Consider the following 13,960-nt stretch of genomic DNA (forward strand, 5'->3'; position numbering starts at 1 on the left):
GTCCCCGTCACGGTTCCGGCCCCGGCGGCAGCCCCCGCGGTCCCCGGTGCTCCGGGTCGGCAGGACGCCCCTGCCCCGCGAGCACGGCCCGGCCCGGTGACGACCGGTGACGCCGGTCGAGGCTGGGTGCTCCACGTCGACATGGACGCCTTCTACGTCGCGGTCTCGCTCCTGGACCGCCCCGACCTGCACGGACGACCGGTGGCGGTGGGCGGGGGCTGGCGCAGCGTGGTGCTGTCGACCAGCTACGAGGCCCGGGCCTACGGCGTGCGCTCCGGCATGCCGATGGCCACCGCCCGCCGCAGGTGCCCGTCGCTCGTGGTGGTCCGGCCGGAGCCCGAGCGCTACTCCCGGGTCTCCGACGCGGTGATGGCGGTCTTCGCCGAGGTCACCCCCCAGGTCGAGCCGGTCTCGATGGAGGAGGCCTTCCTCGACCTCTCCTCCACGGGCCGGCGGTGGGGCGGCCCGGAACGCGTCGGCAGCTGGATCAGGGACACCGTCGCCGACGAGCAGGGGATCACCTGCTCGGTCGGCGGCGCCCCGTCCAAGGCCGTCGCCAAGATGGCGTCCCGCGCGGCCAAGCCGGACGGTATGCGCCTGGTCACCCGGGACGAGGTCGTCCCCTTCCTGCACCCCATGCCGGTGGGGGCCCTGTGGGGGGTGGGGGAGTCCACCGAGGCCGAGCTGCACCGGCTGGGGCTGCACACGGTCGCCGAGCTGGCGCACGTGCCGCTGGCCACGCTGCGACGGGCCCTGGGGGAGCAGTCCGCCGCCCGGTTGCACGCCCTGGCGTGGGGCACCGACGACGACCCGGTCGTGGCCCACCGCCGGGAGCGCAGCGTGGGGTCCTCCGAGACGTTCTCGCACGACGTCGACGACCCCCAGGTCATCCGTCGCCAGCTGCTGCACCTCGCGGAGCGCACCGCGAGCCGCATGCGGCACGGGGGGGTGCTCGGACGCACCGTGGTGCTGACCGTGCGGTTCTCCGACTTCACCACGATCACCCGCTCACGCACCGTGGCGAGCCCGACCGACGTCACCCGCGAGGTGCACGCGGTCTCCTGCTCGCTGTATGCCGCGCTGGGGCTGCAGCGCGCCCGCATCCGCATGCTGGGGGTCCGGGTCGAGGGCATCACCGAGGCGGACCGGACCCTCGTCCAGGGCCGGCTCGACGAACCGGAGCGCGGCTGGCGCGACGCGGAGCGGGCGGTGGACCGAGCCGTCGCCAGGTTCGGCCGCCAGGCGGTGCGACCAGCCAGTCTGCTCTCCCGGCAGCCGTGACGGAACTCCGGGTAGTGCTCCGTCCGTTGACGTCTTATCCTGGAACTCAACGACGTGGCGTCGGCCCCGTGTCGCAGGTCGCCGACCCCCATCCGCACCACCGGAGGTGAACGTGCCGCTCTCAGACCACGAGCAGCGTGTGCTCGAGCAGATGGAGCAGGCCCTCTACGCCGAGGACCCCCGGCTCGCCAGCCAGCTCAAGCGGTCCGCCAGCAGCGGGGGGGCCGCCGGTCTGGACCGGCGGCGTCTCGTGCTCGGGGTGCTCGTCGCCCTGGGCGGCCTCGGGCTGGTGGTCGTGGGCGTCATGTCCTCGATGATCTGGATCGGGGTGATCGGCTTCCTCGCCATGGTCCTCGGCGGCGCCTGGGCCGCCTCCCCGACCCGTTCCGGTTCCGGGCGCGCCGGTCAGCTCACCGTCGTCGGCAAGGACGGGGCGGTGCGCAAGCCCAGCGGCGGCGCGCGCAAGAACCCCCGCACCGGCACCTTCATGCAGCGGATGGAGCAGCAGTGGGACCGGCGGCGGGAGCAGGGTCCCTGAGTCCCGACGCCGCCGACCGCGACCCGGGCCCAGCCCGGGTCGTCGACCTTCCCGACGCGGACCGCCGCGAGATCTTCCCGCTGATCGCCCGTATCGCCGACGGTGACCAGCGCGCCCTGGCCGACCTGTACGACCAGGTGTCCCCCCGCATCTTCGGGCTGGCCCTGCGCATCGTCCGGGACCGGTCGATCGCCGAGGAGGTCACCCAGGACGTCTTCGTCCAGATCTGGCGGCAGGCCGCCGAGGTCGACCCGCGGCGCGGCTCGGCCATCGGCTGGATCATGACCCTGACCCACCGGCGCGCGGTCGACCGGGTCAGATCCGAGCAGGCGCAATCCGATCGGCTGCACCGCTACGAATCCCGGCAGACGACGAGGCCCTACGACGTCACCGCCGAGGAGGTGACCGACCGGGCCGAGGCGGAACGCGTCCACGCAGCGCTGGACCGGATCGGTGAGCCGCACCGCACGACGGTGGCCTTGGCGTACTTCTCCGGGCTGACGCAGAGCGAGGTCGCGCACCGGCTCGGCATACCGCTCGGCACCGCTAAGACGCGGATCAGAGACGGGTTGAAGAAGCTGCGCGGACAGCTGGAGGAGGTGAGCTGAATGGGTGAGGACGACGTGCGTGACCACGACGTCTCCGGTGACGGACACCACGAGGACCTGCACGGGGCCGCCTTCGCGTACGCCATCGACGCCCTCGACGACGACGAACGACACGAGTTCGAGGCCCACCTGGCCGACTGTGCGTCCTGCCGAGCCGAGGTCGCCGAGACCCAGGACGCGGTGGGCGTGCTCAGCGACGACCTGGCGGTGGACCCGCCACCGGGGCTCCGCGCGCAGGTGCTCGACCGGGTGGCGGCCGAGGCGGGCGGTCAGGGCGAGCGGTCGCCCCGGACCGAGGCCCGACCCAGCTCGGGCTCCGGTGTGACCTCGCTGGACTCGCGGCGCGCCGCGTCCCGGGACCGTGCCGGACGTATGCCGCACGTAGGTCGCTGGCTCGGGGCGGCGGCGGCCGCGGTGGTCCTCGCCGGCGGGATCTGGGGCGTGTCGCAGACGCTGGACCCCGATCCCACCCAGGAGGTGCTCAGGGCCGACGACGCGTCCGAGCACACCGCGGACACCGAGACCGGCCCGGTCGCCGTCACCGTGTCCGGCGCCGTCGGACAGGCCGTGGTCCAGCTGCCCGGTGGCTTCGCCGCCCCGCAGGCCGGGCAGGTCTACCAGGCCTGGTTCGTCGGCCCGGACGGGTCCGCCCGGTCCGCCGGCCTCATCGACGCGGAGACGGTCGCCCAGGGGGAGACCCTGCTCGAGGGCGCGCCCCAGGACGCCGTCGCCGTCGGTCTCACGGTGGAGCCGGAGGGCGGCTCCGACCAGCCCACCAGTGAGCCGTTCGTCGTGGTGCCGCTGACCTGAGCGGCGGCATACCGCAGCCGTGACGTGGGTCACACCTGCAATCCGGACCCGGTGCGGCGTCGAACCCCTGGTGTTCCACGACGCCGCGGCACCCGGCTGCGGCGCCGGACACCAAGGAGTGAGATCCATGAAGGTCACCACCGCACTGGCCGCCCTGGCCGCACCCGCGATCCTCGCGGTGAGTGCCGCCCCGGCCACGGCCCACGACATCGAGAACGAGACCGTCGAGCTGATGACGTCGCTGGACGAGCTGAACGACTCCGGCGGCAGCGGGGAGGCCTGGGCCAAGGTCACCGGCAACGAGGTGTGGATCAAGGTCGAGGTCCAGGGTCTGCTGGACGGCGCGCCGCACGCCCAGCACATCCACCTCGGTGGTGCAGCGGAGTGCCCCGACCCGTCGATGATGGGCAGCGGCTACGAGGGGGCCATCCGGACCACCGACGCCATCGACAGCTACGGCGAGGTGCGGGTCTCCCTGACCGGCAACGACGCCGACACCTCTGAGGCCGCGGCCCTCGACGTGGCCAACTTCCCGGCCGACGGCACCTACACCTACGAGCGGACCTTCGAGGTGCCGCAGGACGTGGCCGAGGGCCTGCACCACGGCGACGGCGTCGTCGTCGTCCACGGGGTGGACCACGACGGCTCCGGCGAGTACGACGGCGAGCAGATGTCCGACCTCGACGACAGCCTGCCGTCGGAGGCCACGGACCCGGCCCTCTGCGGGGCCCTCCAGGAGGGCCAGATGAGCGCTCCGGGCGGTGGCGTCGCGACCGGTGGTGGCAGCACCGGCGGGCTGGAGAACACCGGGCTGATCGCCGGTGGCGCGCTCCTGGTCGCCGCAGGGGCGGGGGCCTTCGCGCTCAACCAGCGTCGGCGCGCGGAGAGCTGACATGAGCACGGACCAGCCGGGCCAGGGCCGGCGGGGAGTCCTCCTCACGGCCCTGGCCGTGCTGGCCGTCCTCGTCGGTGTCGTGGTCATCGCGGTCGGTGTCGCCACCCAGCGACCCGATCCTCCCTCGCCCCCGGCGGCCACCTCCGCGGCCGAGCCGACCGAGGCCACCGGCGGGCCGGAGGACGAGCAGCCGGACGAGGCGGGGTCCGACGACCCTGCCGACGACGGGCAGTCGGCCACCTCGGCCCCCGGGAGCTCCGCGCAGGACGAGGGCCAGGACGGGCAGGAGACGGAGCAGCCCGCCGAGCCGGAGGTCGCCGCCCTCGACCCCTCCGAGCCGGTCGAGGTGCGCATCCCGTCGATCGACGTGGTGAGCCCGCTGCACCCCCTCGGTCTGGCCGAGGACGGCACCCTGGAGGTCCCGAGCGGCGACCGCTACGACGAGGCCGCCTGGTACGACGGCTCGCCCACCCCGGGCGAGGTCGGGCCGACGGTCATCGAGGGTCACGTCACCGGTGCCGGTGGTGTGGAGTCCGTGTTCTTCGACCTGGGGGCGTTGCGGGCCGGGGACACGGCCGAGGTCGAGCGCGAGGACGGCCGCACGGTCACCTTCGAGGTCTACCGGGTGGACCAGTTCGCCAAGGACGCCTTCCCGACGGTCGACGTCTACGGCCCGACCGACAGCCCCGAGCTGCGGCTCATCACCTGCGGCGGGGAGTTCGACGAGGCGGAGCAGAGCCACGAGGACAACACCGTGGTGTACGCCCGCATGGTCGAGGGCTGAGGACCCGCCTGACCACCCCCGGTGCCGTCCGCAGGGAGACCGGCACCGGGGGAACCGGGGGAACCGACCTCAGGGTCACGACGGGGTGAGCACCAGGGGACCGAGGTGGGTCACGAGGGGGTGAGCACCACGGCGGCGACGACGAACATGGCGATGAGGGCGAACGCCGTCCCCAGCTCGATGAGGATGTTGAGACCGACCGCGTGCAGCGCGTGCCGCGTGGCGCGCAGCGCCTCGCCACGGTCGCGGGTGCGGACCAGGGACACGAGGAAGATGCCCAGGGGGAAGCCGACGAACAGCCCCACCACGGGGATGACCACCCCGAGCACCAGGGCGCAGACGACCCCGATGACGAGGGTCGACGTGCGGACCCCGGCGCGACGCATCCGCTGCCCGGGCACGGCCCACTGCAGGCCGACCCCCAGCAGGTAGACCAGCGCCGAGAGCCCGAAGACCACCCACCCCAGGGTGGTCCGCTCCTCGAGCGCCCAGACCAGCGACCCGGCGAGCACGATGAGGAGCCCGGGGAGGACCGGCAGGACGATGCCGACCACCCCGACGAGCATCAGGGCCAGGACCAGCACCTCGGTGAGCGACATGGGCCAGATTCTGCCTGATGCAGCACGACGCCCGCCCACGGCTGGTGCCGGGGCGGGCGTCGGACGGGGATGGAGCGGTCCGGGGTGGACGGGTCAGACCGCGGGGGTCTCCTGCTGCTCCAGCCGGTGGGTCTCGTCCAGGATCGCGACGTCGTCCTGCGCGCGCAGCTTGTCGAGGTGCTCGCGCCCGTGGTGGGCGCAGAACAGCAGGTGCAGACCGTCCCCGAGGCTGGCCCGGATGTAGGCCTGCGCCCCGCAACGGTCGCACCGGTCGGAGGTGGTCAGTTCGGGGGCCAGAGTGGCGTTCACGGCGGTCTCCTCTCCTTGGGCCAACCGGCGGTTGGTCGACCCAGTCAAGCATGCCAACGACGTGAGGGCCGGTCTTTGTGCCCGTCCGACCGGGTGTTTCGCTCTGCGCGTAAGCACCGGCCCGTGGCGCTGGGACCGGCCCTCCCGTGCCGCGCCTCCCCTGGCCTGTCACGCCCGCGCGCTAGCCTGCGGACGTGACCACTCAGGACTACTCAGCCCGGCACCTGCAGGTGCTCGAAGGCCTCGAGGCCGTGCGCAAGCGCCCGGGGATGTATGTCGGATCCACCGATTCACGCGGCCTGATGCACTGCCTGTGGGAGATCATCGACAACGCCGTCGACGAGGCGCTCGGTGGGCACGGGGACCGGATCGAGGTCATCCTGCACCGGGACGGGTCGGTCGAGGTCCGCGACCGCGCCCGTGGCATCCCGGTCGACATCGAGCCGCGCACGGGTCTGTCCGGTGTCGAGGTGGTCTTCACCAAGCTCCACGCCGGCGGCAAGTTCGGCGGGGGCTCCTACGCCGCCTCCGGTGGCCTGCACGGCGTGGGCGCCTCCGTGGTCAACGCCCTGTCCGCCCGGCTGGACGTCGAGGTCGACCGCGCGGGCAAGACCTACGGCATGAGCTTCCGGCGGGGCGAGCCGGGCACCTTCGACGACGCCGCCTCCGAGCCCGGCCCGGAGGCGGCGTTCCACCCGTTCGAGCGCAGCAGCGAGCTCGCTGTGGTCGGCAAGGCGCGGCGCGGCCAGACCGGCACCCGGGTGCGCTACTGGGCCGACCCGCAGATCTTCCTCCGCAAGGCCGAGTTCGCCTACGACGAGCTCGTCGCCCGCGCCCGGCAGACCGCCTTCCTGGTCCCCGGACTAACGATGGTCGTCCGGGACGAGCGCCGGCTCCCCGGTACCCCCGGCGCGGACGCCCCGACCGAGGAGTCGTTCGCCTACTCCGGCGGCATCGCGGAGTACGCCGAGTACCTCGCCCCCGACCCGGCGGTCACCGACGTGTGGCGGCTGCAGGGGTCGGGTACCTTCACCGAGACGGTGCCCATGCTCGACGAGCTGGGGCACATGGTGTCCCGGGAGACCGAGCGGGAGTGCGAGGTCGACGTGGCCCTGCGCTGGGGCACCGGCTACGACACCACCCTGCGCAGCTTCGTCAACATCATCACCACGCCGAAGGGCGGCACCCACGTCGCCGGGTTCGAGCAGGCGCTGCTCAAGGTCTTCCGCAAGCAGCTGGAGGTGAACGCCCGCAAGCTGAAGGTGGGCGGGGACAAGGTGGACAAGGACGACATCCTGGCGGGGTTGACCGCCGTCGTCACCGTGCGCCTGCCCGAGCCCCAGTTCGAGGGGCAGACCAAGGAGGTCCTCGGCACGAGCGCCGTGCGCTCCATCGTCTCCCGGACCGTCGAGCAGGCGCTGACCGAGCGGCTCGCCAGCAAGCACCGCGGCGACAAGGCCCAGGCCGCGCTGCTGCTCGAGAAGGTCGTCGCCGAGATGAAGTCGCGCATCTCCGCGCGGCTGCACAAGGAGACGCAGCGCCGCAAGAACGCCCTCGAGTCCTCCTCCCTGCCGGCCAAGCTGGCCGACTGCCGCAGCAACGACACGGAGCGCACGGAGCTGTTCATCGTGGAGGGGGACAGCGCCCTCGGGACGGCCAAGCTGGCCCGCAGCAGCGACCACCAGGCGCTGCTGCCGATCCGCGGCAAGATCCTCAACGTCCAGAAGGCCTCGGTCCAGGACATGCTGTCCAACGCCGAGTGCGCCGCCATCATCCAGGTCATCGGCGCGGGCTCGGGCCGGTCCTTCGACCTCGACATGGTGCGCTACGGCAAGGTCATCATCATGACCGACGCCGATGTCGACGGCGCGCACATCCGCACGCTCCTGCTGACCCTCTTCTTCCGCTACATGCGGCCCCTGGTGGACGCCGGCCGGGTCTACGCCGCCATGCCCCCGCTGCACCGCATCGAGGTGAGCGGTGGCCGGGGCAAGGGCCGGGAGCGGGAGTTCCTCTACACCTACACGGAGGCCGAGATGCGGCGCACGGTGGCCGGGCTGGAGAAGAGGGGGCGGGTGGTCAAGCAGCCGATGCAGCGCTACAAGGGGCTGGGTGAGATGGACGCCGACCAGCTCGCCGAGACGACCATGGACCCGCGGCACCGGACCCTGCGCAAGATCACCCTCAAGGACGCCGAGCGCGCGGACCAGGTCTTCGACCTGCTCATGGGGTCCTCGGTCGCGCCACGCAAGGACTTCATCGTGGAGTCCGCGCACGACCTGGACCGCGAACGCATCGACGCCTGACCCGGGCCGGCGCGCTCGCCCGGGTCCGGGAGGCGTGGCGCCCGGGTGGCCCGGCGCGCGATAGACTGGTCCTTCCCCGCGGCGGCTCTCGCCCGGGTGACTCCTCAGGGCGATCCGTCCCTGGGGGACGATCGGGCGCCACGTCGAGCGCCTGGAGGTAGGTCCGGTCACGCCACAGGCGTCGAGGCGAGAACCCACCTCGACCCCCTGTGAAGAGGTAGCCGATATGGCCAAGCCCAGCAGCGCCGGCGCGTCCGGCAAGAAGAAGCCCCGCCACAGCGCGGCCCAGAAGAAGGTGGCCCGCCAGGCCAGGGAGAAGCAGTCCCGTGCACAGCTCAAGGGTGGCCGCGGTGACCGGCGCACCACGCCGGGGCGGGGTGCCGAGGACCGCGGGTCCGACAAGCAGCGCTGGCGCGACCGGGACGAGCGCGACCCTCGGGGTCGTGGTGACCGTGCCGACCGCCGCGAGTCCGGTCAGGACCGCCCTCGCCGTGAGGCCGTCGGGCGCGGGCCCCGGCCGGACCAGCGCGAGGACCGCGGGCGTGCCTGGGAGGACCGTCCCCGTCGTGACCGCGACGAGCGCGGTGGTCGCGGCGGGTCCTACGCCGGTCGTCAGGAGGACCGCGGGTACCGACGTCCGGAGCGGGCCGAGCGCGAGAGCCGGGGCTACCAGGAGCGCACCTGGCGTTCCCACCGCGAGGAGCGCGAGGGCCGTCCCGGTCGCGGGCACCACGAGGGGCGCAGCTGGGACGCCGGGCGACGTCGGGAGGACCGGGGTCGTCAGGACCGCTGGGAGGACCGTGGCGGTGACCGTCGGGACGACCGGGGTCGTGGGGCCCGTTGGGAGGACCGTGGCGGTGACCGTCGGGACGACCGGGGTCGTGGGGCCCGTTGGGAGGACCGTGGTGGTGACCGTCGGGACGACCGGGGTCGTGGGGCTCGCTGGGAGGACCGTGGCGGTGACCGCCGCGGCTCGCGCCCCTGGCAGCGCGAGGACCAGGCGCGTCCGGACGACACCTTCGCCGAGGCCGAGGTCGAGCGGGACGAGGCGGACGCCGCATACCAGGAGCGGCGCTTCGTGGCGCGGGCCGAGGACGCGGACGCCGCCGTCGAGGCGGACAACGGCTTCGCCCCGCTGGGGCTGCACGAGCAGCTGGTGGCGACGCTGGCCCGCGTCGGCATCACCACGCCCTTCCCCATCCAGGCTGCGACCATCCCGGACGCCATGGCCGGCCGCGACCTGCTCGGCCGCGGTCAGACCGGGTCGGGCAAGACCATGGCCTTCGGGCTCCCGCTGCTGGACCGGCTGGCCCGGCGGCCCCGGGCCGTCCCGCACCGGCCCCGCGCGGTCATCATGACCCCGACCCGCGAGCTCGCGATGCAGATCGTCGACGCGCTGGCCCCGCTCATGCGGGCCGTGGACCGCAGGTTCGTCCTCGTCGCCGGCGGGATGTCCTACACCCCGCAGCTGCGGGCGCTGGAGAAGGGTGTCGACGTGCTCGTGGCCACCCCCGGCCGGCTCATCGACCTCGTCGACCGTAGCGCCGCCGACCTGTCCGAGGTCGAGGTGATGGTCCTGGACGAGGCCGACCACATGGCCGAGATGGGCTTCGTCGAGGCGATCCGCCAGATCCTGGACCTCACGCCCACCGACGGCCAGCGGCTGCTGTTCTCCGCCACCCTGGACCACGGGGTGGACCAGGTGGCGAAGACGTACCTCAAGGACCCGGTGACCCACTCCACGGACGACGTGCGGGCGAGCGTCACGACGATGGCCCACCACGTCTTCCTGGTGCACCCGCACCACAAGCGGCCGATCACCGCGGCCATCGCCAACCGGCCCGGCCGGACCGTCGTCTTCTGCCGCACCAAGCTCGGCGCCGACCGCGTCGCCCTCCAGCTGCGCGAGTCCGGCGTCTTCGCGGCAGCGCTCCACGGCGGGCTCAACCAGGCCCAGCGGACGAGGGTGCTCGACGCCTTCAAGTCCGGGACCCTCCCCGTCCTCGTGGCGACCGACGTGGCCGCTCGAGGCATCCACGTCGACGACGTCTCGCTGGTCCTCCAGGTCGACCCGCCGGCCGACCACAAGGACTACCTGCACCGGTCCGGGCGCACCGCCCGCGCCGGCGAGGACGGGGTCGTCGTGACCCTGGCCCTGCCGCACCAGAAGCGTCAGGTCTCCCGGATGCTGGACGCCGCCGGTGTCGAGACCGACCCGCAGACGGTCGCCCCGGAGGACCATGCCGTCATCGAGACCGCCGGCGGGTCGGTGCCCGACGCCGAGCCGGTGCCGCAGAGCCGGCTGGACGAGGTCATGCGACCCAAGCGCCCTGCCGGGCGAGGACCTGGTCGCGGTGGCCCCGGTGGACGACGCCAGGGTGGCCCCTCCGGCAACCGGCGAGGACCCCAGGGCGAACGTCGTCCCCGGCAGGGGGGCGACCGACGCCCGGACTGTCGACCGCGCTCGGACGACCGGCGACCGGACTGGAGGCCGCGCGACTGACGGGTGGCCGCGCGACCGACCGCGGCTACCATCGGGTGATGACGTCCACCCACGACGCCGTGGTGGTCGGTGGTGGTCACAACGGCCTCACCGCCGCGGCATACCTCGCCCGGGCCGGGCGGTCGGTGCTGCTGCTCGAACGGTCACCGGAGCTCGGTGGCGCGACGGTGTCCGCCGAGGCCTTCCCCGGGACGGGCGCCCGCCTCTCGCGCTACTCCTACCTGGTGAGCCTGCTGCCGCGGGAGATCACCCGTGACCTGTCGCTGTCGCTGCGGCTGGCGCGGCGTCGCTACTCCTCCTACACCCCGCTCCCGGGGTCACGGGCCGGCCTGCTGGTCGACCACGGCGACCCCAGGGCGACCGCCGCGTCCTTCGCGGCGGTCGGCGCGGCCGCCGACGCCCCCCGGTGGGAGGGCTTCTACCGGCGCGTCGAGCAGCTGGCGCAGGCGGTGTGGCCGACCGTCACCGCGCCGCTGCTCCGCCGTCGCGAGATGGCCCGTCGGATCGGCGACCCCGGCCTGGTCCGGGACTTCCTCGAGCGTCCCCTGGGCGAGGTGATCGAGGCGAGCATCACCGACGACCTCGTGCGCGGCGTCGTGCTCACCGACGGCCTCATCAGCACCTTCGCCCACCCGCACTCGGCGCACCTGCGGCACAACATCTGCTTCCTCTACCACGTCGTGGGCGGCGGCACCGGGGACTGGGACGTCCCGGTGGGTGGGATGGGCGAGGTCTCCGGCCAGCTGGAGCGGGCCGCCCGCTCGGCCGGGGCGCAGCTGCGCACCGGGGCCCGGGTGACGGCCGTGGAGGAGGGGGCCGTGACCTGGGAGGACGACGACGGGACCGTCCACCGCGCCACGGCGCGGGACGTCCTCTGGGCGGCCGCCCCTGCCGTGCTCGACGAGGTCGCCGGTGGCGTGCCGGGGGACCGGGTCGAGGGGGCCCAGGTCAAGGTCAACCTGCTCCTGACCCGGCTGCCCCGCCTGCGCGACTCCGCGGTCGCGCCGGAGGCGGCCTTCGGCGGGACCCTGCACGTCAACGAGAGCTACACCCAGCTGTCGCAGGCCCACGCCGCGGCGGAGGCGGGCACGCTCCCGGACCCGGTCCCGGCCGAGATCTACTGCCACACCCTGACCGACCCCAGCATCCTGTCGCCGCGGCTGCGCGCAGAGCACCCGCAGGCGCACACCATGACGGTCTTCACCCTGCAGACACCCGACCGGCTGCTCGACGGGCGCGGCGAGGACGCCCGGTCCGACCTCCAGCGCCGGGTGCTGGACTCGCTGTCCTCGGTGCTCGCCGAACCGGTCGAGGACGTCGTCCTCACCGGTCCCGACGGCCGCCCGTGCATCGAGACGCGCACGACGAGGGACCTGCAGGAGAGCCTGGCGATGCCGGGCGGCAACATCTTCCACGCGCCGCTGGACTGGCCCTGGGCCGACGACGACGCACCCCTCGACACGGCGGCCCGCCGCTGGGGCGTGGACACGGCATACCCCGGGGTGCTGCTGGCCGGTGCCGGGTCACGGCGCGGCGGCGGGGTGAGCGGGCTCGGCGGCTACCACGCCGCCCGCGCCCTGCTCGAGGGCTAGACCACCCGGGTCAACGGCCGTCCGTCGCGGGCGCGTCGCCGTCCGGGTCCGGGAGCCGCGCGTCGTCCACCTCGGGGCGTGCCCGCAAGAAGAGGATGCTCGCGACCAGACCGCCCCAGACGACGAGCATCGCGACGACCATCATCAGCACCGCGGACGTCGTCATCGCCGCTCCTCCTCGAGCTCGGGCCAGGCGTGGAAGTCGGTGTCGTCGCGGTCCCGCCACGGCGCCAGGGTCAGGATGAGCGCCCCCACCACGACCAGGGCGATGGCGCCCCAGCCGAAGAGGGCGAGGTACCACGTCGGGTAGCCCTCGTAGCCCTCGGTGAGCAGGGTGCGTACCCGCTCGACCAGCATGTAGGTCAGCAGCACCGGCGCCAGACCGCCGACCAGGACGTACCACACGCGGCCCACCTGGAAGGTGGACACCCGGTTGAGGTGGGCGCGCAGGACGGGGGCGGTGCGGAAGACCCACGCCACCAGGACCGTCATGACGATGGCCGAGACGACGATGCCCACGTTGTTCGCCCACTGGTCGACGGTGTCCAGCGCGATGAGGCCGGAGGTGGTGGAGAACAGCCCGATCGAGATGACCGCGCACACCCCGCAGACGACGATCGAGGCCGTGCGGTGCGCGAGGCCGAACTTCTCCGAGACCGAGGCCGCCACCCCGAGCAGGATCGAGATGATCGAGGTGAAGCCGGCCAGCACGAGGGCACCGAAGAAGACGGCGCCGAAGAGGTTGCCGCCGGGCATCTCGCTGATGACCGCGGGGAAGGTCACGAACGACAGGATCGGTCCGGAGAGGCCCTCGAGCTGGTCCACGGTGCTCGCCTGCTGGTGGGCGAGGAAGCCGAGGGTCGCGAAGACGCCGATGCCGGCGAGGATCTCGAAGCTGGAGTTGGCGAAGGCGACGACGAGGCCCGAGCTGGTCATGTTGGCCCGGCGCCGCTGGTAGGACGCGTAGGTGACCATGATGCCGAAGGCGATGGACAGGCTGAAGAAGATCTGGCTGTAGGCGGCGATCCACACGCCGGGGTCGGCCAGCGCCGCCCAGTCGGGGGTGAAGAGGGCGTTCAGCCCGTCGGCGGCGCCCGGCAGGGTCAGCGCCCGCGCCACCAGACCCACGAAGGCCACGACGAGCAGCGGGATGAAGACGACGTTGACCCGCTGGACCCCCCTGCTCACCCCCAGGGCGATGATGGCCAGCACGACGACCCACACGAGCACGAGCGGCACCGCCACCCCGGGCACCAGGGTGGTCGAGACCTCCGGGTCGCCCACCTGCAGGTACTCCCCGGTGAAGAAGACGGCCGTGTCCTCGCCCCAGCGCAGGTCGAAGGCGAAGACGAAGTAGCTGAGCGACCAGGCGATGACCGCCGCGTAGTAGACCGCGATGACGAAGCTGAGCACGATCTGGAACCACCCGAGCGCCTCCGCCGGCCGGGCCATCCGACGGTACGACAGCGGTGCCGCCCCGCGGTAGCGGTGCCCGATGGCGTAGTCCAGGAAGAGGATGGGGATGCCGGCGGTCAGCAGCGCCACGAGGTAGGGGATGAGGAAGGCGCCGCCGCCGCTCTCGTACGCCACCCCGGGGAAGCGCCAGATGTTGCCGAGACCGACGGCCGACCCGACGGCCGCCAGGATGAAGCCGGTCGAGCTGGTCCACGTCTCACGTTCCGGTGCCGCCGCGGCGGATCCTCCGGCCATGCCGTCTCCTCGTCGTCGGTGTCGT

The 13,960-nt window shown here is 73.2% G+C and carries 13 protein-coding genes; 9 read left to right on the forward strand and 4 right to left on the reverse strand.

Features of this window, described 5'->3' with window-relative positions:
• Window positions 1-96 precede the first annotated feature (96 nt).
• From dinB to EUS26_RS09120, 6 genes are all read left to right on the forward strand, one after another.
• The gene (dinB, locus tag EUS26_RS09095) at window positions 97-1,281 is read left to right on the forward strand and encodes a DNA polymerase IV (protein ID WP_272947956.1); all 1,185 of its coding nucleotides are present in this window, start codon (window positions 97-99) and stop codon (window positions 1,279-1,281) included.
• A gap of 112 nt (window positions 1,282-1,393) precedes the next feature.
• Window positions 1,394-1,819, forward strand: a complete 426-nt coding sequence (locus EUS26_RS09100; protein WP_130013350.1) for a DUF3040 domain-containing protein — start codon at window positions 1,394-1,396, stop codon at window positions 1,817-1,819.
• Window positions 1,789-2,427, forward strand: a complete 639-nt coding sequence (gene sigK, locus EUS26_RS09105) for an ECF RNA polymerase sigma factor SigK (protein WP_130013352.1) — start codon at window positions 1,789-1,791, stop codon at window positions 2,425-2,427. Before EUS26_RS09100 ends, sigK begins: the two co-directional genes overlap by 31 nt.
• Window positions 2,428-3,237 carry an anti-sigma factor gene (locus EUS26_RS09110; RefSeq protein ID WP_130013354.1) on the forward strand — a complete coding sequence of 270 codons (810 nt, stop codon included), beginning with the start codon at window positions 2,428-2,430 and terminating at the stop codon, window positions 3,235-3,237.
• Between the two features lie 127 nt (window positions 3,238-3,364).
• The gene (locus EUS26_RS09115; protein ID WP_130013356.1) at window positions 3,365-4,129 is read left to right on the forward strand and encodes a CHRD domain-containing protein; all 765 of its coding nucleotides are present in this window, start codon (window positions 3,365-3,367) and stop codon (window positions 4,127-4,129) included.
• Between the two features lies 1 nt (window position 4,130).
• On the forward strand, window positions 4,131-4,916 hold the full coding sequence (locus tag EUS26_RS09120) for a class F sortase (protein WP_130013358.1): 786 nt from the start codon (window positions 4,131-4,133) through the stop codon (window positions 4,914-4,916).
• Window positions 4,917-5,026: 110 nt separating this feature from the next.
• Here the strand turns inward: EUS26_RS09120 and EUS26_RS09125 are convergent, their stop codons facing one another.
• Complete coding sequence (locus EUS26_RS09125; RefSeq protein WP_130013360.1) at window positions 5,027-5,515, reverse strand: DUF456 domain-containing protein; 489 nt, start codon at window positions 5,513-5,515, stop codon at window positions 5,027-5,029.
• Between the two features lie 93 nt (window positions 5,516-5,608).
• Complete coding sequence (locus EUS26_RS09130; RefSeq protein ID WP_130013362.1) at window positions 5,609-5,824, reverse strand: DUF7455 domain-containing protein; 216 nt, start codon at window positions 5,822-5,824, stop codon at window positions 5,609-5,611.
• 194 nt (window positions 5,825-6,018) lie between these two features.
• On the opposite strand from EUS26_RS09130, the gene EUS26_RS09135 reads away from it, so the two are divergent.
• The 3 genes from EUS26_RS09135 to EUS26_RS09145 all read left to right on the forward strand — a co-directional run bounded on the left by EUS26_RS09135 (window position 6,019) and on the right by EUS26_RS09145 (window position 12,225).
• Entirely contained in the window at window positions 6,019-8,130 is a 2,112-nt protein-coding gene (locus EUS26_RS09135; RefSeq protein WP_130013364.1) for a DNA gyrase/topoisomerase IV subunit B, read from the forward strand.
• Between the two features lie 226 nt (window positions 8,131-8,356).
• The gene (locus tag EUS26_RS09140) at window positions 8,357-10,633 is read left to right on the forward strand and encodes a DEAD/DEAH box helicase (protein WP_130013366.1); all 2,277 of its coding nucleotides are present in this window, start codon (window positions 8,357-8,359) and stop codon (window positions 10,631-10,633) included.
• Between the two features lie 38 nt (window positions 10,634-10,671).
• Window positions 10,672-12,225 carry a phytoene desaturase family protein gene (locus tag EUS26_RS09145; protein ID WP_130013368.1) on the forward strand — a complete coding sequence of 518 codons (1,554 nt, stop codon included), beginning with the start codon at window positions 10,672-10,674 and terminating at the stop codon, window positions 12,223-12,225.
• Between the two features lie 10 nt (window positions 12,226-12,235).
• Here the strand turns inward: EUS26_RS09145 and EUS26_RS09150 are convergent, their stop codons facing one another.
• Window positions 12,236-12,391 carry a methionine/alanine import family NSS transporter small subunit gene (locus tag EUS26_RS09150; protein WP_130013370.1) on the reverse strand — a complete coding sequence of 52 codons (156 nt, stop codon included), beginning with the start codon at window positions 12,389-12,391 and terminating at the stop codon, window positions 12,236-12,238.
• Complete coding sequence (locus EUS26_RS09155; protein ID WP_130013372.1) at window positions 12,388-13,935, reverse strand: sodium-dependent transporter; 1,548 nt, start codon at window positions 13,933-13,935, stop codon at window positions 12,388-12,390. Before EUS26_RS09155 ends, EUS26_RS09150 begins: the two co-directional genes overlap by 4 nt.
• Window positions 13,936-13,960: the final 25 nt, after the last annotated feature.

Origin of the sequence: Serinicoccus sediminis (assembly GCF_004153545.1) — a bacterium.
GTDB classification, from domain to species: Bacteria; Actinomycetota; Actinomycetes; order Actinomycetales; family Dermatophilaceae; genus Ornithinicoccus; species Ornithinicoccus sediminis_A.